This window comes from Bradyrhizobium sp. cf659, from assembly GCF_900113725.1.
GTDB lineage: Bacteria > Pseudomonadota > Alphaproteobacteria > Rhizobiales > Xanthobacteraceae > Bradyrhizobium.
This window is the reverse complement of the sequence record NZ_FOQJ01000004.1, coordinates 480,854-507,056: the sequence shown is the minus strand read 5'-3', so window position 1 is coordinate 507,056 and position 26,203 is coordinate 480,854. Positions and strand designations below refer to the sequence as shown.

Genomic DNA, 26,203 nt, shown 5'->3' with positions numbered 1-26,203 from the left:
CCACACGATTGACAAACGCTTGACGTAGATCAACTCGCCTTGGTGCGGACTGAGCCGACCTCGTTGGGGGCCAACGACAAGGTGTCGAGTATGCGCGTCACCGGCAGGCTGCTATTCGTTTTGACCATCGCCTTCGCTTCGCTCGGGGCGATGTCCCAGCAACGGTCCGAACAACCGGCAAGCGACGAGGAAATCCGCATCGGCAATGTCATGCCGTATTCGGGGCCGCTCGCGGAATTCGGCGCGATCGGCACGGCGGAGGCCGCCTATTTCGACATGATCAACGCGCGCGGCGGCATCAACGGACGCAAGATCCGTTTCATCACCCGCGACGACAATTCCGATCCGGCGGCCGCGCTGGAGCTGACCCGCAATCTGGTGGAGAAGGACGACGTCCATCTCATGTTCGGCTCGTTCGGCACGCCCGGGAATATCGCCACGCGCTGGTATCTGAACGAGAGGAAGATCCCGCAGCTCTTCCTCGCCACTGGCGACGAGGAGCTGAGCCAGGCCAAGGCGTTTCCCTGGACCATGGGCTGGCAGCCGTCGTTCCGGTCGGAGGGGCGCATCTACGCCAACTACATCCAGGCCTATTATCCCAGGAAGAAGATCGTCGTGCTCTGGCAGAACGACCAGTTCGGGCGCATGCTCTACAAGGGCATCCAGGAAGGTCTCGGCGACCTCAACCGGCTCGTCCTCGTCGACATCGCCTTCGACATCAACGACGAGCATCTCGAAGGGCACGTCTCGATCCTGAAGCGCGCGGGCGCCGATATCTTCGTCTTTCTCGGCGTGCCGTCGACGGCGTCCAAGGTGATCAAGCTGGCGGCGTCGCTCAAATGGCGTCCGGTCTTCATCGTGAACGATGCCTCCGCCTCGATCGCCAATGCGATGGCGCCGGCGGGCCTGGAAAATTCGGCCGGCGTGATCTCGGCCGCCTTCCTGAAGGATCCGAGCGATCCCGCATGGAAAGACGATCCCGCCATGAAGGACTGGTTCGCCTTCATGGACCGGTACCATCAGATCGAAAGTACGAACAACAGCGCGGCCGTCTATGGCTACGCCGCGGCCGAGGCGCTGACCAGGGTGCTCAAGCAATGTGGCGACGACCTCTCGCGCGAGAACATCATGCGTCAGGCGGCTTCGCTCAAGAGTTATCAGCCCTCCGTTGCGCTGCCCAACATCAGGATGAGCACCTCGCCCAACAGCTATCTGCCGATCAAGCAGATGCGGCTGGTCCAGTTCGACGGCCGCTCCTGGCAGCCCTTCGGTGAGGTGATCGAGACCGCCTTCACGGAGGGCGCGGCACGGTGACATTCAATCCAAATGCAACCGATGCAACCGTCATGCCCGGGCTTGTCCCGGGCATCCACGTTCCTTGTGCTGCGTGGCAAGATGTGGATGGCCGGGACAAGCCCGGCCATGACGGTGCGGATACTTCGGTGCCCCAGGCCTCGGACTGTGATCAGCTCTGAACCTCACGCCGGCTTCAGCGAGGCCAGCGCGCTTTCCAGCAGCGAGCGCACCCGTGCGGCGTCGCCTGACTTCACCACTGCGGGATCGAGATAGAGCTCGAGGCCGGGCGCGCGCTCGGTGATGATGCCGCTCTTCTCCGCCGCGGCATCGTTCAGCGCGTCGACCGAATAGGGGATCACCTCGCGGCTGATGCCCTTCATCGTGATCGCCGGCAGCGCGTGGGCGCGGACGATGTCGCTGACCAGCGCAAAGGTCTCGTAGCTCAGCACGATGCCGCCGGGCTCGGCGATCGATTGCAGGCGCGCGGCAAGGTTCGCCTCGGCACCGATGATGGTGTAGTCCATGCGGTCGCTGCTGCCGAAATTTCCGACATTGCAATAGCCGGAATTGATGCCCATGCGCGAGCGGAACGGCTGCTCGATGCCGGAGGCGCGCCATTTCGCGTTGAGCTCGGCAAGCCGCTGCTGCATGCGCCAGGCCATCTGGAGGCAGGCCTCGGCGTCGGCACGGTCGCCCCTGGTCTCGGGGTCGCCGAAGAAGATCAGCATGGCATCGCCGATGAACTTGTCGATGGTGCCGCCATATTCGTGGGCGATCGCCGACATCTCGGTGAAATATTCGTTGAGGAGCTGGGTCAGCAATTCGGGCTGAAGCCGCTCGGCGGTCGCGGTGAAGTTCTGGATGTCGGAAAAGAAGATCGTGAGCTTCTTGCGCTCGGTGTGGATGGTGACGTCCTTCTGACCGGAGAAGATGCTCTTGTAGACCTGCGGCGGGATGTAGCGCGAGATCTTCATCGAGAGCGAGGCGAGGAAGTCGTTGGCGGATTCGAGCTCCCTGTTCATGCCCTTGATGCGGCTCGCCTGGCGGCGCTGAAGCGAGAGGAACGAGAGGCCGCTGCCCGCGGCGATCAGGAAATAGGCCAGCAGGAACTTGAACGAGAAGATGTTGGCGGCGATCGGCTGGGCGATGATCACCTCCTGGATGCCCCTGATATCGCCGACCTTCCAGTCCTTCTTCGGGCTTTCGGGATGGCTGTTGTGGCAGCTCACGCAGGCCGGGCCCATCGTGACGGGGGCGACGAGGCGGACCTTGTCGTTGAACAGCGAGGTCTCGGTGTCGATGATCTTCTGCTCGGGATCACTGCGCAGCGCGTCGAGCGCGTCCTTCTCGAACTTGTCGAGCTGGTGCGGCGCACGGTTCTGGAACGGGAAGTCCGAAACGAAGCGGTAGGTGATGTTCTCCTGCTGCGCGCCGATCACCCGGCCGAGCTCCAGCGACAGCGTCGCCGGGATCGGGATCGCGCCGGGGACGGATTCGTAGTTGTGAACCACCCTGGTCGTGCCGTTCGGATTGGCGATGATGCGCCCGACCACGTTGGTCGCGTAATAGCTGCGCACGCTCGTGATCACCGAATTGAGATCGGCGGCCTGCCGGCGCAGCGCCGTCTTGCTCAGCTCGGTCAGGTCCAGCCACACCGCGAGCGGCAGCGCGAGCAGCAGGAAGGCGATCGCGGCACCGGTCAGGACGCCGCTCTTGCGCTGTTCTTCGGCGATCTCTTGTTTCACACTGTGGCTCCGTTGTGTGCGTTTTTGTCGCAAACCTCTCGCGATTTGCGGCAAAGCCCGCGGCGGCACAGAGCCAACAAATGCGGGCTCGCGCAACCCCATTTTATGGTGGTCGCACCAAGCGTCTTTCCGTTTCATCACGAAGGTTTAAGATCGGGATCAACCTGTGTTGATAAATCGGGAGCCAGTGCCCATGACCGAGACCGTCCGCATCAAGCGCTTCATTGCGCGGCCCGTGATCGTGCCGATGAACCTGCCGCTCCAGACCTCGACCGGCGCGGTCGCCAAGGCGCCGCTGGTGCTGATCGACTGCGAGACCGACCAGGGCGCCCGCGGGCACGCCTATCTGTTCTCGATCACGCCGTCGGCCTTGAAGCCTCTGACGGCGATGGTCACGGAAATGTCGGAGCTGCTCGCCGGCGACGAGCTGCTGCCGTTCGAGATCGAGCGCAAGCTGACCCAGCGCTTCACGCTGCTGGGCCTCGCCGGCCTGCAGCGGCTGGCGCAATCCGGCATCGACATGGCGGCCTGGGACGCGCTGGCCCGCGGCAGAGGCCTGCCGCTGGCGAGGCTGCTCGGCGGCGCGCCGAAACCGGTCAAGGCCTACAATTCGAAGGGGCTCGGCATCATGCCGGCGAGCGCAGCGGTGGATGAGGCCCACAAGCTGCTGGCCGAGGGTTTTCACGCCGCCAAGATCCGCGTCGGCCGGCCCGATGCGCGGGAGGATCTCGCCGTGGTGCGCGCGGTACGAAAGGCCGTCGGCGACCGGATCACGCTGATGTGCGACTACAACCAGGCGCTGACGGTCACCGAAGCCATCCGCCGCGGCGAGATGCTCGACGACGAGGGGCTGACCTGGATCGAGGAGCCGATCCGCCACGACGATTACGCCGGCTGCGCCCGCATCGCGGACGCGCTGCGCACGCCGGTCCAGATCGGCGAGAACTTTGACAGCGCCTTCGCGATGCAATCGGCGCTGTCGGCCGAAGCCTGCGACTACGTGATGCCGGACGTGCAGCGCATCGGCGGCGTCACCGGCTGGCTCCGCGCCGCCTCGCTCGCGCATGCCGCCGGCATCGAGATGTCCACCCATCTGTTCTCGGAAGTCAGCGCGCATCTGCTGTGCGTGACGCCGACCGCGCACTGGCTGGAATATGTCGACTGGGCCGACGCGGTGCTTTCGACGCGGCTGACGATCAAGGACGGTTATGCGCTCCCGAACGAGGAGCCCGGCAACGGGATTGCTTGGGACGAGGCGGCGGTGAGGAAATATCTCGTCAGCTGATCCGGCAAGGGCCCCGTTCCGACGGGGCTCTGGATTCATTATTTTGACGCGTTTTCTTGACGCGAACCGGTATCCACTTCGCACGAAGACGCTCTACGCCCGCGCGAAGGAAAAACCGGGTTGGCCGCGCAGGAAGCCGTTGGCAAAGGCGACGCCGGGATAAAGCTCGGACAGTCGGCCGCCGCCGTTTTCGGCCGACCTGCGCCCGTCGAGCACGTCGCGGAAGGCTTTCGCGACTTCGACCATGTCGCAATCCTGCGGCGACAGGCGCAGCGAGCCGATCCCGGCCTCGCGCAGCGCACCGATGTCGGCGATGAGATTGGTGCAGGCATGCGACAGGGTCTGCACGCCGTTGACGGTCAGGAAATCCTGCTGGTCCAGCGTCTTCAGCGCGAGCCCATCCGGGTCCTTCTCGCAGACGAAGCGGCAATTGTCCTTGGAGAGCTTGTGCAGCCGCGCGTGGTAGCAGCGGGCCGCGATCGCCAGCGGCACGCGGCCGAAAGCGAATATCTCGATCACGGCCTCCGGGAGCGCCGCGGCGATCACCGCCGCCGACGAGATCGGCAGTTCGGGCGGCAGGCAGATGCGCGCGGCGCCCTGCCGGACGTGAAAGGCAGCGCTGGTCTCGTTGTAGATGTTGACGTAGGGCCCGATCGCGTGCGGCCGGCCCGTGATCGACCTCAGGCAAGTGAGGTCGTTGACCTCGACCAGCGCGTCGCCGGCGGCGCAGAGCTCTTCGGTCTGACGCCGTTCGCGCCGCAGCGACACCAGGATCAGCGAACCCAGGAGGACCTGCTTGCCGGCCTGCTGGAGGCGTTCGATCACCACTGGCAGATGCTCGGTAAAGAACGGAGACCGTTTCGAGCACACGATCTCGCCGACGGACACGACGTCGACCGGCGCCTCGTCGGCGATCCGGAAGTAGAAATCGCGCCAGCGTTCCGGCGCCCAATTGTACAGGACCGGGCCGAGACTAAGCTGCATCGGGATTTCTTTCATTCATGGCGGGCCGCCGTTTATCGCCATGTCTTGCGATAGGCGCCGAGCGTGGAGGCCTGGCCTTCGGTGAACGGCTTCAGGCTCACGATGTCGGCTTCGCTTCCATCCTCCAGCGTATCGAGCGCACGGCGGAAATGACGGACCACGCTTTCGATATAGGCGCGTCCGCGCTGGCGCCCCTCGATCTTCAGCGCGGCGACGCCGGCGCTCCGCAATCCGCCGAGCAGCGTCGTGGCGTCGAGGCTGACCGGATCCTCGAAAATGTAGCCGTCACCAAGCGCGGTCGAGAACCGCCCCTTGCAAAGGGTCGGATAGCCCGCGGCCTCCTGCGGAGCGAAGCGGTTGATGGTGAAGCCGCCGAGCCGGGACGTCGTTCCTTTCGCGGTCTCCTCGTAGGCCACGTGGCTTGCCGGCGAGCAGACGCCCTGCATGTTCGGCGATTTTCCGGTGGCATAGGACGACAGGGAGCAGCGCCCTTCGGCCATCACGCAGAGGCCGCCGAACACGAACACCTCGGTCTCGCATGTCGTCTCGCGGGTGATCTCGGCGATCTCCGAAACGCTGAGCACGCGCGGCAGCACGACGCGGCGCGCCCCGAACGTCTCGACATAGAAGGCGATGGCGTCGGGGTTCGCGGCCGCCGCCTGCACCGAGACATGCAGGCGCTTGTTCGGATGGCGCCTTGCGACATAATCCATCAAGCCGATGTCGGCGACGATCAGCGCGTCCGCACCGGCATCGACGGCATCGTCCACCGCCCGTTGCCAGAGTGCCACGGACGAGGCGCGCGGAAAGGTATTGATGGCGACGAGGATGCGCGCGCCACGTCCGTGGGCAAAGGCGATCCCCTTGCGCAGTTCGTCGCGGCTGAAATTCAGCCCCGGAAAATTGCGCGCATTGGTCTCGTCATTGAAGCCGCAATAGACGGCGTCCGCGCCCGCATCGATGGCGCTCCGCAGGGCGGCCGGCGTACCGGCGGGACAGATCAGCTCCATCACCCCTGCTCCCGGGGCGCGCCGGTCAGCCTGTCCCGCGCGAGCTCGAACGAACGCCTGGCCGGCTCGCCCAGCGGACCGAACAGGGAACCCAGCTCCGCGGCCAGATCGAGCCGCGCATCGTCGATCGCGTTGCGCAAGGCCAGCACCGCCTCCATGTCGCCCTCGATTCCGAGCTGGCGCGAGAACATCAGCGCATCGCCATCGACCCTGCCCTCGACCAGGGCAAGCAGGTTCGCGAGCGAGGCGGAGACGCAGGCATCGAGGCCGGATGGCAATTCGCGCACCACCGACAATCGCGCTGGCGCGGCCTCGACGATGAACGCGAACGGCAGGTCGGTCGGCTTGATTCCGAACCGTGCACGGCAATGCTCGCCGAGCCTGTCGAGCAGGCCGGGGTTGCGCTTCAGGATGCGCTCCAGGAATCCACCGAGAACGATTTGCAGCGGCAGCAGGGGCAGGGGACGTATCGCGAGCGCGAGAAGCGGCGGGATTGTCGGCAACGGGCCGGACGACACGGCGGAGGAATGACTCATGAGACACTTCTGAGCCGATTTTACGCAGATGTATTTGAGCCGGAACAATGAGGAGCGAAATCGCTCCGGCTAGCTTCTGTTCCTTTCAGGAGATTGTCCGCTTGCAACGTGACGTTCCGCGCTTCCGCGAATTATCCGACTTCCTGCGCTTCATCGAAAACAAGGGACAATTGCGACGCATTCGCGAGCCGGTCTCCGTCGTCCACGAGATCACGGAGATCCACCGCCGCGTCATCGGCGAGCACGGTCCGGCACTATTGTTCGAGCGGCCGATCAGGGCCGACGGCCTTCCATCCGGAATGCCGCTCCTGACCAATCTGTTCGGTACGGTGGAGCGAACCGCGTGGGGCATGGGCATCACGCCCGACAGGCTCGAAGAGCTCGGCGCGATGCTGGCCGAGTTGCGCGCACCGCGCCCCCCGCACGGCGTTCGCGATGCCTGGCGCAAGCTGCCGCTGGCGCGCGCCGCGCTCGCGACCCGGCCACGCTCGCGCGCAGCCGCGCCGGTGCAGGATCGCGCCGCCATGGGCGAGGACGTCGATCTGACAAGGCTGCCGGCGCAAATCTGCTGGCCGGGCGAGCCCGCCCCCTTGATCACCTGGCCGCTGGTCATCACCGCGCCGCCGCAATCGCCGGCCGCGGACCAGGAGGAGAATGTCGGCGTCTATCGCATGCAGATCCTCGGCCGCGACCGCGCCATCGTCCGCTGGCTCGCCCATCGCGGCGGCGCCCGGCATCATCAGCAATGGAAGGCCGTGGGGCGCGACATGCCGGTCGCGATCGTCATCGGCGCCGACCCCGCGACCATCCTCGCCGCCGTGCTGCCGCTGCCCGAAACGATCTCCGAGCTACGCTTCGCCGGCATCCTGCGCGGCGAGCGGCCCGAGCTGACGCCCTGCCTCACCGTTCCGCTCGAGGTCCCTGCTGCGGCCGAGATCGTCATCGAGGGCTTTGTCTCGGCGACCGAGACGGCGGCCGAAGGTCCCTATGGCGATCACACCGGCTACTACAATTCGGTCGAGGCGTTTCCGGTGCTGCGCGTCACCGCCATCACGTCGCGGCAACAGCCGGTCTATCTGTCGACCTTCACGGGCCGCGCGCCGGACGAGCCGTCCCGGATCGGCGAGGCGTTGAACCGGCTCTTCGTGCCGCTGATCCGGCAGCAATTCCCCGAGGTGACCGACTGCTGGCTGCCGCCAGAGACCTGCTCCTACCGGGTCGCGATCGCATCGATCAAAAAGCGCTATCCCGGCCAGGCGCGACGGCTGATGCTGGGCCTGTGGTCGATGCTGCCGCAGTTCAACTACACCAAGCTATTGATCGTGGTCGACGACGACATCGACATTCGCGACTGGCGCGCCGTGATGTGGGCGGTCGCGACGCGGAGCGACAGCTCGCGCGATCTCGTGACGCTCTCCGACACGCCGATCGACTATCTCGACTTCGCCTCGCCGAAATCCGGGCTCGGCGGCAAGCTCGGCATCGACGCCACCACGAAGATGCCGCCGGAGACGGAGCGGGCGTGGGGCAAGCCGCTGGCGATGGATTTCGCCGTAATCGCCAAGGTCGATGCGATGTGGCCGGCGCTCGGCCTCGGCGGGATCGGCGGGATGCAACTGCGCGAGCCCGCATGAGCCAGCGGCACGGCGTGATCGTCGGGATCAGCGGCGCCTCGGGCGCGGCCATCGGCCTGCGCATCGTCGAGCGCCTGGCGGAGAATCCGCGCTGTGCGGTGCATCTGGTGATCTCGCCGGCAGCGGAGCGTACGCTCACGGAGGAGGTCGGCGCCGAGGCGCTGCCGCGGCTGCGCGCCCTCGCCTTCCGCGACCACGCACCGTCGAACATCGGCGCCAGCATCGCCAGCGGCTCGTTTCCGGTCAGCGGCATGATCGTGGCGCCGTGCTCGATCCGCACGCTGTCGGCCATTGCCTTCGGACAGCTCGACAATCTTCTGGTGCGGGCCGCCGACGTGCAGCTCAAGGAACGCCGGCGCCTGGTGCTGCTGGTGCGCGAGAGCCCGCTGCATCTCGGGCATCTGCGCGCGATGGTGCAGGCAACCGAGATCGGCGCCATCATCGCGCCACCGCTGCCCGCCTTCTATCTGAAACCGCAGTCGCTGGGCGAGATCGTCGACCAGATCGCCTGCCGGGCGATCAATCTGCTGGACCTGCCGGACATTGCGGCCCCGGCGCTGCGATGGCACGGCGATAGATAGGCGTCAGCGCGCGGCAGCTTTCGGGTCCATCGCCTCGAGCAGGCCGTCCTGCCGCCAGGCGATGAAGGCGTTCATCGTTGCGCGCAGGTGCGACACGGATTATCGATGCTCCATGACCACATGGCGCCCTCACCCGCACATCCGAGTCGTCGCGATCGGCCTGCACTGGCGTGACGGGCGGCTGCTCGCGGCCGAGGTTCGCGACGATGCGGGCCGGATCAAGGGCGTCCGTCCGCTCGGCGGCGAGATCGAGTTCGGCGAGAGCTGGCGGGCGGCGCTCGTGCGGGAATTCCGCGAAGAGCTCGGCATCGACATTACCATCACGGGCGAACCGCTGATGATGGAGAACATTTTTTCGCACGAGGACGCCATCGGGCACGAGGTGATGTTCATCGTCGAGGTGGCATTTCCGGACGGCGCGTTCAACGGCCAGGACCGCATCGATTTCCGCGAGGACAACGGCGAGCAGATCGTCGCGCGCTGGTTCGACCTCGCCGATCTCGACGTGGAGGGCGGGCCCAGCCTCTATCCGGGCGGACTGAAGGGCTTGCTGCTGGGGGCAAGAGACGGGACTGCGTGAGAGGCGCCCCTCTCATCGCGCCCCGCCGTCATCGCGCCGGTAGCGGAAATCGCAATGATCGGCGCCTTGCATGATCGTCTGCGTGCGCGTGAGCCTGACGTCGGGGCCGAATCCTTCGGCGGTCGCAAAGTCCGCGGTGCAGATCAGGAGAAAGCCGAGCTCCGGCTCGCCCAGCGCCTTGTAGAACTCGGCATAGGCGCATCGCTTGACGTCGAACGCGAAGGCGTCGTGGCTCTGCTCGATCACGTCATAGGCGAGCGCATCGTCGCGGGCATAGGTCCTGAACGCCGACGAGACGGCCTTGCCGAGATCGCTCTCGTTCTTGGCCTTCCAGAATTCCTCGCCGAAGCCGCGATAGAGATCGCCGAGCGCCTTGCGCACCAGCGCGTTGGCGCGCGCCTCGCCGAGCTCGGCCTGGAGCGCCCTGACCAGCGGCACCAGCACCTGCGCCTGGATTCTTGCCTGTTCGATGACGGAAACGCTCATGGGCAGCCTCGCTCGCTTCTCGTTGCTGCGACTCTTTGGCCCTGTGACCTGGAACACATATGCGACCACCTTAAGGTTGTATGATAGTCCAGCATAACCGAAGCCGGCCAGGCGCCCGACATCCATTTTGACGATCTCATTTTCGAGCACGGAGAAGGAAGCAATGCTTCGCTCAGTTCGCAGCGCTCGCCCATTTCCCGACCGCACATTTCCCCGAACCGTAAGTTGAAAATCACGATCGATTCACGCAGACCCGTTCAGCATCCGGTCCGGCCAACAACGTAAGGCCGCTCGATGTTCTCAGTCAGCACGCGCGCATGAGCGCGCGTGAACGATGTTGTGATGCCCGGCATCGGGCGGGATCACGAGGCGCAATAGCGCAAGACTCACCTGCCCGGACAGCCGGCCCGGGGGAATGCCGGCATCGACAATTGCAGCGTCATGAGGATCACCATGGACGAGCCCAAATCACTCACCAGTGCATTCACCAAGACCGCGAATTTCTCCATCCACCAGGTCGACAATGTGTTCAGGGACGCAGCGCACCCCCCCGCGGCGGCAGCTGCCCGAGCCGCGCATCCGCCGATCACCTTGCCGCCCATCCTCGGTCCGCTGTCGGCCTTCACGGGCACCTTCACCGGACAGGGGTTCAATACGATCTTCCGGCCCGACAGCAAGATCACGCCGACGCCGATGCCGGGGCCGATCAACACCACCGACCCGGACGACAACGTGCTGGAGCTGAATCTCACCGACGAGACGATGTCCTTCTCGAACAATCTCGGCTCGATTCCCAATCGCGGCTCGCTGCAGCAGGCAGATGCATTCCTCAACGGCGTGCCCTATCTCCAGACCATCAACGATATCACCACGGGAACGCCCGTGGGCATTCACTTCGAACCCGGCATCTGGCTGGCGGTGCCCGCCACCACCCATCCGAACGAGCCATTCACCGTTGCGCGCATGGCGTCGATCCCGCACGGAACGACGGTCGTTGCGCAAGGCACCGCGCTACCCCCGGTCGCCGGCAAACCGACCATCGCAGCGATCGACATCACCCCGTTCATCGGCGGCAATCCGGGCAACAAGATCCCATTCCAAAATCAGACCGCGGCCAACAAGACGACCCGCAGGCTACCTCAGGATCTGACCGCACTGATGGCCTCCGGCAAGCTCACCCAGGCGATGATCACCGACCCGAACACGGTGCTGCGCAATCAGATCGCGCATCAGACCATCACGCAGACCATCGTCATCGAGACATCCACGAAGCCCGGCACGCCGCTGTCCGGCGGCCCCTTGCCGGCCATCCCCTCGCCCGGCCCGCATCCGCAGGCGCCGAACTTCGCCGGCGGCACCTCGAACATCGCGTTCCTTCAGGGCTTGCCGGTTCCGCCGCCGGGCGGCAATGGCGCGAACGCCAACGCCTTCCAGATGGACGCGGTGTTCTGGATCGAGACGGTGATTTACGACATCGACGTGCCAGCCCTGCCGCCGGGAACGCCGCCGGTGATCCTGCAACCGCGCCAGAGGGGCAGCGTGCCGCTGGTTCCGAGCTTCGTCGCCGCGATCCCGTTCGTGCCCAACAAGGGATTCAAGGGCGGCCACGTCAAGGTGGCGACGACGCAGATCCAGTATTCACAGAAGGTCATGCTGGATTTCGCCGGCCTGACCTGGCCGCATGTCTCCGTCGCATCGCTCGTGCCGGCAGCGCCAGTCCCGATCCCGGATCATCTGTTGCCGCTGACGTGAGCGGGGCCGGATGGCGGTGTGACGACGATGCGCCACGTTCCGCGGCATCGGACCTGGCCTGAACCAACGCATCCGTGATGCAACAATGACCGCCGCTCGCGCGATCCTGAAAAGCCGTCGAGACGATCAATGGTATGATCATTGTCATCCAAAGGAGAGATGAACATGCCCCCTTCCATCGTGTCTCGAGACACCGTCAGGTTACGACGATTTGCGCGGCACGGTCGTCTTGCGGCAGTTGCTGCAGCGCTGTTTCTCGCGGCGACCGCCTGGTCGGCCGGACCGGCGCTGGCCGCGGCAGATGATGCGGAGGCGCGAGCCATCTTCGAGAAGTTCATTGCCGCGCAGAATGCGCACAACGCGGACGATGTGAAGGCCATGCTGTGGAATTCGCCCGGCACGCTGCTGTTTGCGAGAGGCATCGAAACCAGAGGCCGTGATGCGGTCGCGGACCGCTTCAAGGGCTACTACGAGGGCACCTGGCACCTCGAGCCCGACATGTCGAAATTCCGCGTCGCCGTGATCTCGAACGAGGTCATGCAGGTCCTCGTTCCCATCGTCTTCACGCGCGGCCTTCCCGGCAAGCCACCCCAACAGAATACGTTTCTGATCAGCCAGACCTACGTGCGGGATGCGAACGGCTGGTCCGTCGCCTCCGTCCTGCCGGTCGCGAACACGGAACTGAAATAGCTGCGCTCCATCCGGGCTACACGCACGCTTCGCAATGTTGGATTGTTTGGGCTCGCCTGGCCGAAGCTCGCGGCGGCAGCCCGCCTGCGCCCGTTGGGCTTCGGCGCGGCATCCTTCTCTCGGCTATCGCGAGCGAAGGATGGTGGGCACGACAGGGATCGAACCTGTGACCCCTACCATGTCAAGGTAGTGCTCTCCCGCTGAGCTACGTGCCCTAGAGGTCATTTCATCGGTGGGGTCCCTATAACGGCTCAGGGGACCCGGCGCAAGGACGGAAGGGGGCCGATTTAGGCCGCCAGCATCTTGTTCACTTCGCTGACCAATTCGCGCAGATGCACGGGCTTGGACAGCACCTTGGCGTTCTTGGGGGCGTCCGAATCCGAGTTCAGGGCGACCGCGGCGAAGCCGGTGATGAACATGATCTTGATGTCGGGGTCGAGTTCCGAGGCCCGGCGGGCGAGCTCGATTCCGTCCATTTCCGGCATCACGATGTCGGTCAGCAGCATCTCGAACGGCTCTTCGCGGAGCCGCTGATAGGCGGCCATACCGTTGTCATGGGACGAGACCTGAAAACCGGCGTTTTCCAGCGCCTTGACCAGGAAACGGCGCATGTCGTTGTCGTCTTCGGCGAGCAGGATCTTTGGCATGGCAGGAAACGTCGAATCCCCAGAGGATATCAGCAGAGGTCACTAAGCCCGACAGAGGGTAAATTTGGGGTGAAAATCTTTACCCTGGACGGCTCGCGCTGCCGGCTCCTTGTGAACCGGAATGCGGCTCGAATCAATCGAAGCCGACCAGTCGATCCCCGCCCCGCTGCCCACACGGTTAAGACATGTTCCAGCGCCGATCACATCTTTTCGCTTGGCAGAATGGTTGCGATTCCAGACAATGACGACACATAAGAGCCGCTCGACCGGCCGAATCAATCCGTTCAAGCCTTTGCCGGACCTTGCAGGATCCTGCGGGGCGGATCTTGTGGCGTGAAGGGACGAAGCCTGGGAATAAGGGACGAAGCCTGAGAAGATGACCCGGTTTGACGGCGAGATGTCGCCAGCCTTCGAGATCGTCGAGCCCGCCGAATGGCGCGCGCCGGTCATCTTCAACTCGCCCCATTCCGGCTCGACCTATCCGGACGAATTCCTCAGCGCCTCCAGGATCGACCTGCCGACGCTGCGGCGGTCGGAAGACTCCTTCATGGACGAGCTGATCGGCCATCTCAGCGCCCGCGGCTTTCCGACCGTGCGGGTCAACTTTCCCCGCTCCTATGTCGACGTCAACCGCGAGCCCTACGAGCTCGACCCCCGCATGTTCACCGGGCGCCTGCCGAGCTTTGCCAACACCCGCTCGATGCGGGTCGCAGGCGGCCTCGGCACCATTCCGCGCGTGGTCGGCGACGGCCAGGAGATCTATCGCGACCGCATCCTGGTCGACGATGCGCTGGCGCGGATCGAGACGCTCTACAAGCCCTACCACCGCGCGCTGCGCCGGTTGATCAACAAGGTGCACCAGATGTTCGGCACCGTGGTGCTGGTCGACTGCCACTCGATGCCCTCGGTCGGCGTCAGCAGAGACGAGCCGCGCCGGCCCGACATCGTGATCGGCGACCGCTACGGCACGAGCTGCACGCCGCTCTTGCCCGACCGGGTCGAAGAGACCATGGGCGGGCTCGGCTATTCGATCGGCCGCAACAAGCCCTATGCCGGCGGCTTCATCACCGAGCATTACGGCAATCCGGCGAGCGGGCTTCACGCGGTGCAGCTCGAACTCAACCGCGCGATCTACATGGACGAGCGACGGCGCGAGCGCAGTCCGCGCTTCGCGCAAGTGGCAACCGACTTCGGCGTCCTCGCCGACGTGCTGGCGAGCACGATTCCGTTCGGCGATCTCGGCCCGTTCCAGGCCGCGGCGGAATAGGCGCAAGCCGACATCGCGCGACGACGTCGCGAATCAAGGACAGAACACAGCTGCGCTCGTATCGGACGCCGGATCTTCACTTCGCGCTTTCGCGCAGCTGAATCGAAACAGACGGCCCAAAGAAAAAAGGGCCGCTTCTGATGAAGAAGCGGCCCAAGTCTAGGGAGGAAACGCCCAAGGAGGGCAGCGGTAACGCAAAGCGCTACCGCACCGCAACAATATGCGGCCGCGCCGCACAAAGTGCAAGGGCTTTTGAGCCGTTTCCCATGCAAAACACACATGGCTCTGTTGCTTCTAGAGAAACCCAGATTCAGTTTCTTTGATAAGGAAATTCAATGGGTTGATCGTCATTTGCATACGAACAAGGCATATTCGGAACTAAGTTTTCAACTCAATGATCGATATTTGGCCAGCATATGGCTCGGATGAGGCAACCGGCCTCCGCATCCAAAATACCAGGGTGCAAATCAAGTCAGCGCTGCACGCGAGAGGCGAATTGAGATAGGCAGATGCGAGCTTCACCCGACTTTCGTTTTGAGGATGCGCCGTGACGGTGATCGACTTCTCAGCCTTCATCGGACGGCTCGCCACCGCCTCCGGCGAAACCATCCTGCCGTTCTTCCGCACCTCGCTGTCGATCGACGACAAGAGCAAGACCAAGGATTTCGATCCCGTCACCGAAGCCGACCGCGCCGCGGAGGCGGTGATGCGGCGGCTGATCAAGGCCAACTTCCCCCAGCACGGCATCGTCGGCGAGGAATTCGGCAATGAGGGCGAGGACGCCGACTATGTCTGGGTGCTCGATCCCATCGACGGCACCAAGTCCTTCATCGGCGGGTTCCCGATCTGGGGCACGCTGATCGCGCTGCTGCACAAGGGCGCGCCGGTGTTCGGCATGATGCACCAGCCCTTCATCGGCGAGCGTTTTTCCGGCGACAACGGCTCGGCCAATTATAAAGGCCCCTCCGGCGAGCGCCGGCTCCAGGTCCGCCGCTGCGCGTCGCTGTCGGAGGCGACGACCTACACCACCAGCCCCTTGCTGATGAACGAGCGCGACCGCGCCATTTTCGGCCGCATCGAGAAGGGCGCGCGGCTGTCGCGCTATGGCGGTGACTGCTACTCCTATTGCATGCTGGCGGCCGGCCACGTCGATCTCGTGGTCGAGACCGAGCTGAAGCCCTACGACATCGCAGCCCTGATCCCGATCGTGACCGGCGCCGGCGGCGTCGTCACCACCTGGGAAGGCAAGTCGGCCCAAGGCGGCGGCCGCATCATCGCGGCCGGCGACGCCAGGGTTCACGAAGAAGCAATGAAACTGCTCAATGGATGAACGACCCATCGTTTGAAAAACCGCTGCACACTTTTCCGGACCATGCTTCAGGGGCTTGTATGAAAAACTGGCGTAAGCTCGTCCTCGCAAGCCTGCTTCTGTTTCCCACCCTCGCCTCGGCGCAGAATTTTCCAACCAAGCCGATCAAGCTGATCGTGCCGTTCCCGGCCGGCGGTCCCAACGATATCATCGCGCGCGTGATCGGCCAGCGCATGTCCGAGCTATCGGGCCAGCCGGTGCTGATCGACAACCGCGGCGGCCAAGGCGGCGTGCTCGGCACCGACGCGGTCGCGAAGGCCGCGCCCGACGGCTACACCATCGCCATCTCCAGCGCCGGCGCGCTCGCGATCAGCCCGAGCATGGAGCGGGTCGCCTACGACACATTGACCGACCTCACGCCGGTGACGCTGGTTGCGACCGTGCCGGAAATGCTTGTCGTCGCCACCAACGTGCCCGCCAAGGACATCGGCGAGCTGATCGCGCTCGCCAAGGCGCAGCCGGGAAAGCTCAACTTCGCCTCCTCCGGCCCCGGCAGCCTGCCGCATCTCGCCGGCGAATTGTTCAAGCTGACGGCCAGGATCGACATCGTGCATGTGCCCTATCGCGGCGCCGCGCCCGCGGTGAACGACCTGCTGGGCCAGCAGGTGCAGATGACGTTCCTCGATCTTCCGGTGCTGCTGCCGCAGGTCAAGGCCGGCGCCTTGCGGCCGATCGCGGTCGGCTCTGCCGAGCGCGCACCGACGGCGCCTGAGGTGCCGACCACGGCGGAAGCGGGCTTTCCTGATCTTCGCATCGAGAACTGGTACGGCATGGTCGCGCCCAAGGGCACGCCGAAGGAGATCGTCGCCGCGCTGCATGGTCTGGCGACGAAGGGGATGGCGGATCCGGCCGTGAAGGACAAGCTCGCCGCACAAGGCGCGACGCTGATCGGCGACGAGCCGGAGCATTTTCGCCAATTCATCGCGGACGAGACCAGGAAGTGGACGAAGGTGATCAAGGACGCCGGGGTCGAGACGGCGAAGTGATCAACGGCTTGAGTCGTGACGCCGCCACGAGGTAGGTGCGTTCCGTCCCCCCTTGCGGGGGAGGGAGCGCAGTTGAGTTCGCGGCCACGCCGCAGGCTCACATCAGCACTCGCCCTCACACCGCCTCTGCCCGCAAATGCTCCACCAGCATCTTGGCCGGGCGCGGCAGCGTCTTGAAGCTTCGCGCGCAGATCACGAGTTTGCGGTTGGCGAAGGCATCGCGCAGGCGGACCATGGCGAGCGGCATCAGCTTGGCGCAGCGGCGGGCGGCGGCTTCGGGCACCAGGGCGACGCCGACATCGGCGGCGACCATCTGGCAGATCGCGTCGAAATCGCGCAGGCGCGCGCGGTAATGCGGCCGCATGCCGAGCCGGGCGGCGTGCTTCGAAATATGAACCTGGAGCGCGGTGGCGCTGGTGAGCCCGACGAACTCGCACGCGCCCGCCTCCTGGAAATCGATCTGGCGGCGGCCGGCGAACGGGCCGCGCCTGGACGTCACCAGTGTCAGGCGGTCCTCGCTGAAGACGAAGCGCTCGATATGGTCGGGCAGCGCGTGCTCGGCGGCGAAGCCGAGATCGGCGGCGCCGGCGGTGATCGCGGCCGCGATGTCGGTGCTCTCGCGCTCCTCGATGTCGACGGAGACGTCGCGATGCTCGCGCAGGAAGCCGGCCAGCGCCTTCGGCAGATGCTCCGACAGGCCGGAGGTGTTGGCGAGGAAATGCACGCTGGCGCGCACGCCGCTGGCGAAACCGGCGAGATCGCCGCGCATGGCGTCGATCTGGTGGATGACGAGGCGCGCATGATCGAGCAGGCTCTCGCCGGCCGCGGTCAATTCGACGCCGCGGCGGCCGCGCTTGAGCAGCGCGACGCCGAGCGCATCCTCGAGCCCCTTGATGCGCGCGCTGGCCGAGGCCAGCGCCAGATGCGACCGCTCGGCACCGCGGGTGATGCTGCGCTGGTCGGCGACTGCGATGAACAGCTGGAGATCGACGAGATCGAAACGCATCCGGATTCCTCCAACCCTAGCCTTCGCCGATAGCGAAGGCTGTCTCCGTAACCTCCAGATTGTGCCCGGGCGCGGCTTCGGTCAATGTGCCGGTCATGATCGACCCTCTCCTCATTGTCATCGCCGCCGTCTTCCTGATCGCCGGATTCGTCAAGGGCGTGGTCGGGCTCGGCCTGCCGACCGTCTCCATGGGCCTGCTCGCGGTGAGCATGGCGCCGAGCCGCGCGATCGCCATCGTCATCGTGCCCGCCATCATCACCAACATCTGGCAGACCTTCGTCGGACCTCATCTGCGCGACATCCTCAGGCGGCTGTGGCCGCTGATGATCGGCACCGTGATCGGCTGCTGGCTCAATGCCGGCGCGCTGACCGGCCCGCATGCGCGCTATGGCACGATCGTGCTCGGCGCCCTGCTCGTGATCTACGCGGTGATCGGCCTGAACAAATTCCAGTTCCGCGTCGCGCCTGAGAACGAGAAATGGGTCGGCGGCGTGGTCGGCGTCGTCACCGGCGTGATCTCCGCCTCGACCGGCGTGCAGGTGATCCCCTCGATGCCGTTCATGCAGGCGATCGGCATGGAGAAGGACGAGCTGGTGCAGGCGCTCGGCGTGTTCTTCACGACCGCGACGCTGGCGCTCGCCTTCAACCTCACCGCCGGCGGCTTGCTGACGCCGGCCAATGCCCTGCCGGGTGCCGTGGGCCTCGCCATGGCCTTCGCCGGCATGTTCATCGGCCAGTCGGTGCGGGCGCGGATGCCTGCGGAAGCGTTTCGGCGCTGGTTCCTGATCGCGATGATCCTGCTCGGCCTCTATCTCGCGGGCAGCGCGCTCCTGAAAGAGCTTGCCTAACGAGATCTACGACTTCGGCGCGTAACCCGGCACCCATTTTTCGTGCTGGGGCAGATCGTCCTGGATCGTCCACCACGGCGCGCGCGACGAGGTGAAGACGTGGAGGCGGGGCCTGACGTCCGGATCGTCATCGAGCAGGCCGGCGGGAATGCTGACGGTCGGCAAATAACTCGCCTTGCCCGGCGTCAGACAGCCGCAGGTCTTGCAGCGATGGCGGAAACTGCCCGGCGCGGATTCGTAAGCCACCGTCATGTCCCCGCCCGCGACAAAGCGGAACTTGTCGGCATCGACATGGGCGTAGGTGGCAAATGCCGCCCCGGTCAGCTTGCGGCAATTGGCGCAATGGCAGTGGGTCAGCGAGCGGACCTTGTCGATCTCGAAACGCACGGTGCCGCACAGACAGCTTCCACGAACCATCGAAACCTCCCTCGCGCGGCCTCTATCGGGCCGATTGTAGCCGCACCAATCATTCGTTCGAATGAGTTACCGCGTCTCCAGCATGGCGACGCGGATGCCGAGATAGATGAAGAGGCCGCCGAGCGCGCGGTTGACCCAGGCGATCGCGCCCTCGGAGGTCCGCAAGCGGTGTGCGGCCTTTGCCGCGAACGCCGCCAGCACCAGGCACCACAGCGTTCCCGTGCAGATGAAAATCAGCCCGAGCGTCAGGAAGGCGAGCGGCTTGTGCGGTGAATCGGCTGCGACGAATTGCGGCAGGAAGGCCAGGAAGAACAGCGCGACCTTGGGATTGAGCGCGTTGGTGAAGACGCCCTGGAGGAACACCCGCCGCAGCGAGCTCCGCGCCGGCTCGTCGATCGCCGATGCCAGCACCGGCCGCGACCACAGCATCTGAAGTCCCGTTACGACCAGATAGGCCGCCCCGACCAGCTTCAGGATCGAGAAGGCGGTGGATGAGGCCATCAGCAGGGCCGAAAGCCCGATCGCCGCGCCCGCGACGTGGAAAAAGCAGCCGCAACTGATGCCGAAGGCGGCGGCAGCCCCGCCCCGCCAGCCCATCTGCATGCTGCGGCCGATGACGTAGACGGAGTCCGGTCCCGGCGTGATGTTGAGCAGCACGCCCGACAGGATGAAGAGCCAGATTTCGTGAATGCCCAGCATGTGAGGTGTCCCGCCGCCCCGCTCCCCGTCTCAAGGGATCGGGCTTAGTCGGTTCGGCCGCCCCCGTCCACCGCCGGGACTGCCTAGGATTTACGTCGAATTTGCAATGCGGATCATACTTTCGCTCGGCCTCATCTGTTCTATAAAGGCTGGGTTCTTGAAATGCGGGATTCGAGGCGACTGCCACGCCGTGGCCGGTCCTCGGTCCGTTGGAGCTCCGGGGCTATGGAAAGACGTCTGGCCGCCATTGTCTGCGCCGATGTCGCCGGCTATTCGCGCATGATGGGCAGCGACGAGGCCGGTACCCATGCCGCCTTCAAGGCCCATCGCAGCGCGATTCACCCCATCATCCTCAATCACGGCGGCCGCGTCGTGAAGAACACCGGCGACGGCTTCCTGCTGGAATTCCCCTCGATCGTCGGCGCCACCGAGGCCGCGATCGCGATGCAGACGCTGATGGCGGAGCGCAACCACCACCTGCCGGCCGACCGCGCCATGCAATTCCGGCTCGGCATCCACATGGGCGACGTCATCGCCGACGAGGACGAGGTGTTCGGTGACGACGTCAACATTGCCGTCCGCCTGGAATCGGTGGCGAGCCCCGGTGGCTTCGCCATCTCGGCCAAGGCCTATCGCGAAGCGAGCAAGCATCTCACCGTGCCGCTGGTCGATGCCGGCAACCATCGCTTCAAGAACATCAAGGATGCGGTCGGGGTCTGGACCTGGAAGCCCGAGGGCGCCCCGGCGCTCGTTCCCGCGCTGAGGGAGGCGTCCACCCTCTCGCAGCAGTACCGCACCGCCATCGTCGGCGTGCTGCCCTTCGCCAATCTCAGCGACGCCCAGGACGAATACTTCTCCGACGGCCTCACCGAGGATCTGATCCACGCGTTGTCGCTGCAATCCTTCTATCGCGTGCTGAGCCGCAACTCGACCTTCGCCTTCAAGGGCAAGAACACGAGCACCCGGCTGATCGCGCGCGAGATCGACGCCACCTACCTGATCCAGGGCTCGGTGCGGCGCGCCGGAGCCAAGATCCGCGTCACCGCGGAGCTGATCGCGCCGGAGACCGGCGAGCAGCTCTGGACCGGGCGCTACGACCGCGACATCGGCGACTTCTTCGCGATGCAGGACGAGATCACCACCAACCTGTCCGCCGCCATCGCCACCGAGATCGTTCGTGCGGAGGCCTCGGCGCCGGCGCGGCTCTCGACCGACGTGACCGCGTGGGACCGTTTCCTCAAGGGGCTGTCGCATTACTACCGGCAGACCAAGGAGGACCTGGCCGCCGCCATCGACCTGTTCCGGGAGGCCATCGAGATCGATCCCAACCTGGCGATCGCGCACGCCTATCTTGCCACGATCCAGATCCAGAGCATCCAGTTCGGCTGGGTCAAGGGCACGCGGGAGATGTGGGCCGAGGCGATGAACCTCGCCGAAACCAGCGTCCGGCTCGACCCGCGCTCCTCCTTTGCGTTCTCGATTCTGTCCTGGGCCCATGCGATGGAGGGGCATTACGAGGCCGCGATGGACGCCGCCAAGCGCGCGGTCGCGCTCAACCCCTACGACATGGGCGCGCGCGGCGTGCTCGGCATCTGCCATTTCGTCATCGGCGAGCACCGCGAGGCGATCGAGCTGTTTTCGATGGCCGCGCAGCGCGACAACAGCGACCCGCGCTACCAATGGGCCGCGCTGAACGCGTTCAGCCATTATCTGCTGGGGCAGTATGACGCGACCCTGTCGTGGGCCCGCGAGCAGCTCTACATCAACCCGAACCACATGCAGGCGCTGGCGATCCGTGCCGCGGCGCTGGCGCAATTGGAGCGGACCGACGAGGCCGTCGAGGCCACCCGCGTGCTCATGGGCAACTACCCGACCCTGAACGTCGACCGCCATTTGCGCAATTTCCACTGGAAGCGGCCCGAGGACCTCGCCCATTACCGCGAGGGGCTGCTCAAGGCGGGCGTGCCGCTCGGCAAGCTGACTCTCGTCCAGAGCGACGTCAAACGCGCCGCCGAGTCCTGACCGGCGGGCCGCGGCCGCTTCACGACCCGCTCTTATTGACACAACAGTGAATTCCGCCACACTTCGTCACACGCTGAGGTAGTATACCCTGCTGTCGGTTTGTTAGGACTTTTCGCGCTTGATCGGCGCGTCTGCATTTCACGATTCGCTGTTTTCAGGATTTTGGGCCATGAACGACCCCGCCTCGAAGCCCCCCTTCAATCCCTCGATCCAGGTCTCGCCGAACAATCCCTGTCCCTTCCTGCGCGGCCTCGTCGGCGAAGGTTTTGTCGACGGCGGCACCGTGCCTCTCCGGACGCTGTCGCAGACCATCGCGAATGCAAGCGGCGAGGCTGGGCTGAAGAAGGTCTCGGCCCGCATCCAGACCCGTGGCGTCGCGCTGATCGCCAACGGCGCCTGTCACATCCTGCAAAGCATCTTCTGGGGCGCACAGCTCAATGCGCTACGCGGCGGCCCGCTCGACAAGCTCGGTGCCGGCTCGCGCATCCTCGGCGTCGACGGGCGCGTCAACGAGGACGAGATCGCGCGGCTCGCCAGTTTCGGCGGCACCTATGCCGATCCCGATGGCGGCACCGAGACCGGGCTCAACGCCTCGCAAATCAAGACCTTCATGGACGACAATCTCAAGCGCGCCGGCAATCAATCGCGCTGGTACTACCCGATCCTGATGAAGTTCGAATGGCCGATCCTGCTCAAGATCATGGGCAAGGGTCAGGGCGATGACCGCTATCTCAGCGTGGCCGAGGTGAGGACGTTGTTCAACGAGCGCAAATTCCCTGACAGGATCACCCAGCGGGTCGTCAGCCAGCCGGTCACCCCGCCCTCGCTGATATTGCGCGCTGCCGGCGGACTCGTCGCCGCGCTCCTCGTCTTTGGCGTCGTGGCACTGCGCTTTCCCGATCAATTCCAGCCGATGCTGCCCGGCATCCTCGGGGACCTGGTGGCGCCGCCATTGCCGGAGCAGGTCGAACCCCGGGCCGCGTACTGGCTTGAGCAAAACTGGGCGCTGGAGGACCGCCACTGGTTTCATCACGCCAGCCAGGGCACCGCGACCTTCCCAGTGCCCTACAGCTGGTTCATGGCGCTCGAGCAGCCGCGGCTTCATTTCTTCGCTAAGCCCGGGATGCTGCATGACAGCGACCATCTGCAGCGCTTCGGCTTCATCCCCAGCCCGCAGACGATCAACACCGACGACGCCACGCTGCGCCGGTTCGGCTACGCCAACGTCTACGACAAGACGAAGCCGGTGCCGGCGCGGCTGTGGGATCCGCCGGTCAACTGGGGCACCCAGGCTGAAAACGTCGACGGCCTGCCCGTCGGCTTTGCGCGCATGACCGGCGTACCCGATCCTGCGACCGGCCAGATCGGCGAGGACCGGATCGGCCTGACCTGCGCCGCCTGCCACACCGGCCAGATCCACTACAAAGGCATCGACGTCCGTTTCGACGGCGGCCCGGCGATGACCGACCTGAGGAAGCTCGAGGTCACGACCGGCCTGTCGATCGCCTACACGCTGATCGTGCCGGGTCGATTTACGCGCTTCGCCGACCGTGTGCTCGGCTCCTCCGCCAGCGATGCGGATCGCGATGCGCTGAAACAGAAGCTGCGTGCGATCAGCACATTCCTGATCGACTGGGAGAAGACCTACGCGAAAACCATCGACGGCAAGACGAGGTTCAACGAGAAGACGAAGCGGGATGAGCCGCAGCAGGACACGGAGGAAGGATACGGCCGTCTCGACGCGCTCAACCGCATCGGCAATCAGGTCTTCTCCCAGGACATGACGCTCAGCGGCCTCAGCGGCTTCGAAAAGAATCTGCATGCCAAGGACGCGCCGGTCAGCTTCCCGCCGATCTGGACCGTGCCCTGGCTCAAATTCGCGCAATATGACGCTTCCATCGAACAGCCGCTGATCCGCAACGCCGGCGAAGCGCTGGGCGTGACCGCGCTGCTCAATTTGTCCGACAATAGCCCCAAGGACAGGCTGTTCCGCTCGTCGATGGATATCAAGAATCTGAACTGGATCGAGGATCTGCTGAAGGGGTCGGCACCCTATCCGAAGAAGCAGCTCTCCGGACTGACATCGCCGAAATGGCCGTCGGACATCTTCGGCGACAATGCCTGGAAGATCGATGGCGAGCGCGTCAAGAACGGCCGCAAGCTGTACGCGCAGATCTGCACCGAATGCCATCTCGGGCCGGTCAACGATCCCGTGTTCGACACCGAGTTTCCGGATCAGAGCATCTGGTCCTCGTCGCGCTGGGAGACCATCGGCAACGACAAATTCCTGAACGAGGTCCAGAAAAGCGTCAAAGGCATGGGGACCGATCCCGCTCAGGCCAGCGTGCTGGAGACGAGGACGGTTCAGGTCCCGGGGTTTCTCAAGCTCGATCCCACGCAGAATCTCAATGCCTGGTGGAGCTGCAATCTGCCGGATATCTCGTCGACCGACATGCCGTACTCGCTCGGGCTGATGGTGCTCGTCGACATCGTCAGCCGCAAGGCGATGGACGATGCGAAGATCCCCCCGAAGGTGCAGCAGGCCTGGTGGGGTGAGCGCAAGAACTGCCCGAATCCCGGTCCGCAGCCGCCCGACAAGAAGGAGCCGCGGCCCTGGTATCGCGCGCGCCCGCTCAACGGCGTCTGGGCCACCGCGCCTTACCTGCACAACGGATCGGTGCCTTCGCTCTACTGGATGCTGAGCCCCGCGGCCGAGCGCCCCAAATCGTTCTGCATGGGTGGTGGTCGCGACTACGATCCGAAGCAGGTCGGCTTCGCGGTCGCCGACGGCGAGAGCTGCAAGACCGGGCAGTCGCGCTTCTCGACGCGAGCGTCTGATGGCGCCGAGATCTTCGGCAACAGCAATGCCGGCCACTCGTTCGATGGCACGCCGGGCCCCGGCAAGGACGGCACCATCGGCCGCGTGCTCAAAGAGCAAGAGCGCTACGACCTGATCGAGTATCTGAAGACGCTGTGAGTTACGCTTCACCTCTCCCCCGCTCTCGTCCGCTGAAACTTCAGCGAAGGGGGACGCGGGGAGAGGTCGGAATTCATCCACACCGTCATTGCGAGCGCAGCGAAGCAATCCAGAATCCTTCCGCGGGGACAGTCTGGATTGCTTCGCTGCGCTCGCAATGACGGAGAATGGGGATTGTCAGCGAGTCCCAATGTCACCGCCCCCGCGGAGCCTCCCCCTCACCCCAACCCTCTCCCCGCAAGCGGGGCGAGGGAGCACACCGTCGCTGCGGCTACGCCTCACTTGAACAGCGGCGTGCCCGGCACGAAGGCGTCGAAGGCGGCCCAGAACTGGGAGCGGTAGCGGTCCTGCTCCTGTAGGATCTCGTGCTTCGAGCCGGCGATCACGAGATGGGAGCCGGCGCGCAGATGGTAGGCGAACTCCTCGATCGCCGCGGTCGAGACCACGGTGTCGCTGGAGGCCGCCAGCATCAGGATCGGCTGGCGGATCTCGGAGGGGTAGCTCATGCCCTTGAAGGTGTGCATGGCCCGAAAGGCGGAATCGGCCCAGGCGACCGTCGGTGACGCCAGTCCGAGCGTCGGATCCTCCTCCAGGATCGCGGCATTGCGCGCATAACGCACGGGATCGCTGGTCAGGGGATTGTTGATGAAGGGATCGAGCCCGGTGATGTGGTCGCTGCCGCCGGGAACATAACGGCCGCCCATCCCCAACATGCGCATCGTCTTCAGCAGCGCCCGCGCCGGCAACGAGGTGGTGCGGCCGGGCAGGTCGATCATCGGCGCCGACAGCACCATGCGGTCGAACCAGCGCTTGCCCGCATGCGCGACGCGCAGCATCACCGTGCCGCCCATGGAGTGGGCGAGCGCGAAGAAGGGCGGCGGGCAATCCGGCAGCACCACCTGCTGCACGAAGGTCTCGACGTCGATCTCGAAATCGGAGAAGTCGCGCACATAGCCCTTGCGCGGATCGCGCAGGCGGCGCGAGGAGTGGCCCTGCCCGCGCCAGTCGATCATCGCCACCGCAAAGCCGCGGTCGCGCAGGTCGCGCACGGTCTCGAAATATTTCTCGATCTGCTCGCTGCGTCCGGTGAAGACGCAGACCGTGCCCTTGCGGTTCGCCGGCGGCGCCCAGCGCGCAAAGCGCAGCTCGGCGCCATCGGGTGTCTTGATGGTGCCGCTGACGACGTCTTCGGGAACGGGATTGGACGGAATCGAGATCAGCGTCATTGGGCGAGAAATGCTGAAAATCAAGGGGCGGGAGCGCCGAAAAGGCGCTGGTGCCGCCCTCTTGAACGCAGTGTCCCTGAACCCATATCACCATGGTGCAGGCCGCTACCAGTGTTTCGGAACCGGAACATCAGGCTGCACACAGACTAAAGCCCGGCCC

The 26,203-nt window shown here is 65.1% G+C and carries 23 protein-coding genes and 1 tRNA gene; 13 read left to right on the top strand and 11 right to left on the bottom strand.

Annotated elements, in window-relative coordinates:
* Window positions 1–90 precede the first annotated feature (90 nt).
* Window positions 91–1,314 (top strand): ABC transporter substrate-binding protein, encoded by a 1,224-nt coding sequence (locus BM118_RS21405; protein ID WP_177234558.1) that lies wholly within the window; start codon window positions 91–93, stop codon window positions 1,312–1,314.
* Between the two features lie 164 nt (window positions 1,315–1,478).
* Here the strand turns inward: BM118_RS21405 and BM118_RS21400 are convergent, their stop codons facing one another.
* The gene (locus BM118_RS21400; protein ID WP_177234527.1) at window positions 1,479–3,041 is read right to left on the bottom strand and encodes an adenylate/guanylate cyclase domain-containing protein; all 1,563 of its coding nucleotides are present in this window, start codon (window positions 3,039–3,041) and stop codon (window positions 1,479–1,481) included.
* 193 nt (window positions 3,042–3,234) lie between these two features.
* Here BM118_RS21400 and BM118_RS21395 point away from each other — a divergent pair, with 193 nt between their 5' ends.
* On the top strand, window positions 3,235–4,326 hold the full coding sequence (locus tag BM118_RS21395) for an enolase C-terminal domain-like protein (RefSeq protein WP_092187450.1): 1,092 nt from the start codon (window positions 3,235–3,237) through the stop codon (window positions 4,324–4,326).
* A gap of 93 nt (window positions 4,327–4,419) precedes the next feature.
* On the opposite strand, the gene ubiV is transcribed toward BM118_RS21395, so the two are convergent.
* The 3 genes from ubiV to ubiT are packed head-to-tail and all read right to left on the bottom strand — an operon-like array spanning window position 4,420 to window position 6,856.
* On the bottom strand, window positions 4,420–5,310 hold the full coding sequence (gene ubiV, locus BM118_RS21390) for a ubiquinone anaerobic biosynthesis protein UbiV (RefSeq protein WP_177234526.1): 891 nt from the start codon (window positions 5,308–5,310) through the stop codon (window positions 4,420–4,422).
* 32 nt (window positions 5,311–5,342) lie between these two features.
* Entirely contained in the window at window positions 5,343–6,320 is a 978-nt protein-coding gene (ubiU, locus tag BM118_RS21385) for a ubiquinone anaerobic biosynthesis protein UbiU (protein ID WP_177234525.1), read from the bottom strand.
* On the bottom strand, window positions 6,320–6,856 hold the full coding sequence (gene ubiT / locus BM118_RS21380) for a ubiquinone anaerobic biosynthesis accessory factor UbiT (RefSeq protein ID WP_092187447.1): 537 nt from the start codon (window positions 6,854–6,856) through the stop codon (window positions 6,320–6,322). Before ubiT ends, ubiU begins: the two co-directional genes overlap by 1 nt.
* A gap of 47 nt (window positions 6,857–6,903) precedes the next feature.
* On the opposite strand from ubiT, the gene BM118_RS21375 reads away from it, so the two are divergent.
* The 3 genes from BM118_RS21375 to BM118_RS21365 all read left to right on the top strand — a co-directional run bounded on the left by BM118_RS21375 (window position 6,904) and on the right by BM118_RS21365 (window position 9,651).
* On the top strand, window positions 6,904–8,490 hold the full coding sequence (locus BM118_RS21375; protein ID WP_092187446.1) for a UbiD family decarboxylase: 1,587 nt from the start codon (window positions 6,904–6,906) through the stop codon (window positions 8,488–8,490).
* Window positions 8,487–9,071: a UbiX family flavin prenyltransferase gene (locus tag BM118_RS21370; RefSeq protein WP_092187445.1), complete on the top strand. Its 585-nt coding sequence runs from the start codon at window positions 8,487–8,489 to the stop codon at window positions 9,069–9,071. Before BM118_RS21375 ends, BM118_RS21370 begins: the two co-directional genes overlap by 4 nt.
* 112 nt (window positions 9,072–9,183) lie before the next feature.
* Complete coding sequence (locus tag BM118_RS21365; RefSeq protein ID WP_177234523.1) at window positions 9,184–9,651, top strand: NUDIX hydrolase; 468 nt, start codon at window positions 9,184–9,186, stop codon at window positions 9,649–9,651.
* A 12-nt stretch (window positions 9,652–9,663) separates the two neighbouring features.
* On the opposite strand, the gene BM118_RS21360 is transcribed toward BM118_RS21365, so the two are convergent.
* Window positions 9,664–10,137, bottom strand: a complete 474-nt coding sequence (locus tag BM118_RS21360) for an L-2-amino-thiazoline-4-carboxylic acid hydrolase (protein ID WP_092187443.1) — start codon at window positions 10,135–10,137, stop codon at window positions 9,664–9,666.
* Window positions 10,138–10,590: 453 nt separating this feature from the next.
* Here BM118_RS21360 and BM118_RS21355 point away from each other — a divergent pair, with 453 nt between their 5' ends.
* Together BM118_RS21355 and BM118_RS21350 are read left to right on the top strand one after the other, a co-directional pair.
* On the top strand, window positions 10,591–11,889 hold the full coding sequence (locus BM118_RS21355; RefSeq protein ID WP_143099501.1) for a heme-binding protein: 1,299 nt from the start codon (window positions 10,591–10,593) through the stop codon (window positions 11,887–11,889).
* 165 nt (window positions 11,890–12,054) lie between these two features.
* Window positions 12,055–12,579 (top strand): Cif family virulence factor, encoded by a 525-nt coding sequence (locus BM118_RS21350; protein ID WP_092187590.1) that lies wholly within the window; start codon window positions 12,055–12,057, stop codon window positions 12,577–12,579.
* A gap of 140 nt (window positions 12,580–12,719) precedes the next feature.
* Here BM118_RS21350 and BM118_RS21345 read toward each other — a convergent pair.
* Both BM118_RS21345 and cpdR read right to left on the bottom strand, forming a co-directional pair.
* A tRNA-Val gene (locus BM118_RS21345) sits at window positions 12,720–12,794 on the bottom strand.
* Between the two features lie 72 nt (window positions 12,795–12,866).
* Window positions 12,867–13,226, bottom strand: coding sequence for a cell cycle two-component system response regulator CpdR (gene cpdR, locus BM118_RS21340; RefSeq protein WP_007597092.1), 360 nt, complete (start codon window positions 13,224–13,226; stop codon window positions 12,867–12,869).
* Window positions 13,227–13,602: 376 nt separating this feature from the next.
* Here cpdR and BM118_RS21330 point away from each other — a divergent pair, with 376 nt between their 5' ends.
* The 3 genes from BM118_RS21330 (at window position 13,603) to BM118_RS21320 (ending at window position 16,848) form a co-directional block, all read left to right on the top strand.
* Window positions 13,603–14,493: an N-formylglutamate amidohydrolase gene (locus BM118_RS21330; protein WP_092187440.1), complete on the top strand. Its 891-nt coding sequence runs from the start codon at window positions 13,603–13,605 to the stop codon at window positions 14,491–14,493.
* Window positions 14,494–15,040: 547 nt separating this feature from the next.
* Complete coding sequence (hisN, locus tag BM118_RS21325; RefSeq protein ID WP_092187439.1) at window positions 15,041–15,823, top strand: histidinol-phosphatase; 783 nt, start codon at window positions 15,041–15,043, stop codon at window positions 15,821–15,823.
* A gap of 59 nt (window positions 15,824–15,882) precedes the next feature.
* Entirely contained in the window at window positions 15,883–16,848 is a 966-nt protein-coding gene (locus BM118_RS21320; protein ID WP_092187438.1) for a Bug family tripartite tricarboxylate transporter substrate binding protein, read from the top strand.
* 115 nt (window positions 16,849–16,963) lie between these two features.
* Here the strand turns inward: BM118_RS21320 and BM118_RS21315 are convergent, their stop codons facing one another.
* Window positions 16,964–17,854 carry a LysR substrate-binding domain-containing protein gene (locus BM118_RS21315; protein ID WP_092187437.1) on the bottom strand — a complete coding sequence of 297 codons (891 nt, stop codon included), beginning with the start codon at window positions 17,852–17,854 and terminating at the stop codon, window positions 16,964–16,966.
* Window positions 17,855–17,949: 95 nt separating this feature from the next.
* Between BM118_RS21315 and BM118_RS21310 the strand changes: the two genes are divergently transcribed.
* On the top strand, window positions 17,950–18,702 hold the full coding sequence (locus tag BM118_RS21310) for a sulfite exporter TauE/SafE family protein (protein ID WP_092187436.1): 753 nt from the start codon (window positions 17,950–17,952) through the stop codon (window positions 18,700–18,702).
* Between the two features lie 6 nt (window positions 18,703–18,708).
* Here BM118_RS21310 and BM118_RS21305 read toward each other — a convergent pair whose 3' ends face one another.
* Window positions 18,709–19,119 carry a GFA family protein gene (locus BM118_RS21305; RefSeq protein WP_092187434.1) on the bottom strand — a complete coding sequence of 137 codons (411 nt, stop codon included), beginning with the start codon at window positions 19,117–19,119 and terminating at the stop codon, window positions 18,709–18,711.
* Between the two features lie 66 nt (window positions 19,120–19,185).
* A complete protein-coding gene (locus BM118_RS21300) occupies window positions 19,186–19,818 on the bottom strand; it encodes a LysE family translocator (RefSeq protein WP_092187432.1) in 633 nt (210 codons plus the stop codon).
* A 225-nt stretch (window positions 19,819–20,043) separates the two neighbouring features.
* On the opposite strand from BM118_RS21300, the gene BM118_RS21295 reads away from it, so the two are divergent.
* Together BM118_RS21295 and BM118_RS21290 are read left to right on the top strand one after the other, a co-directional pair.
* A complete protein-coding gene (locus tag BM118_RS21295; RefSeq protein ID WP_177234522.1) occupies window positions 20,044–21,840 on the top strand; it encodes an adenylate/guanylate cyclase domain-containing protein in 1,797 nt (598 codons plus the stop codon).
* A gap of 169 nt (window positions 21,841–22,009) precedes the next feature.
* The gene (locus BM118_RS21290; RefSeq protein WP_092187430.1) at window positions 22,010–24,817 is read left to right on the top strand and encodes a di-heme-cytochrome C peroxidase; all 2,808 of its coding nucleotides are present in this window, start codon (window positions 22,010–22,012) and stop codon (window positions 24,815–24,817) included.
* Between the two features lie 278 nt (window positions 24,818–25,095).
* Here BM118_RS21290 and BM118_RS21280 read toward each other — a convergent pair whose 3' ends face one another.
* Window positions 25,096–26,043 (bottom strand): alpha/beta fold hydrolase, encoded by a 948-nt coding sequence (locus BM118_RS21280; RefSeq protein ID WP_092187427.1) that lies wholly within the window; start codon window positions 26,041–26,043, stop codon window positions 25,096–25,098.
* Window positions 26,044–26,203: the final 160 nt, after the last annotated feature.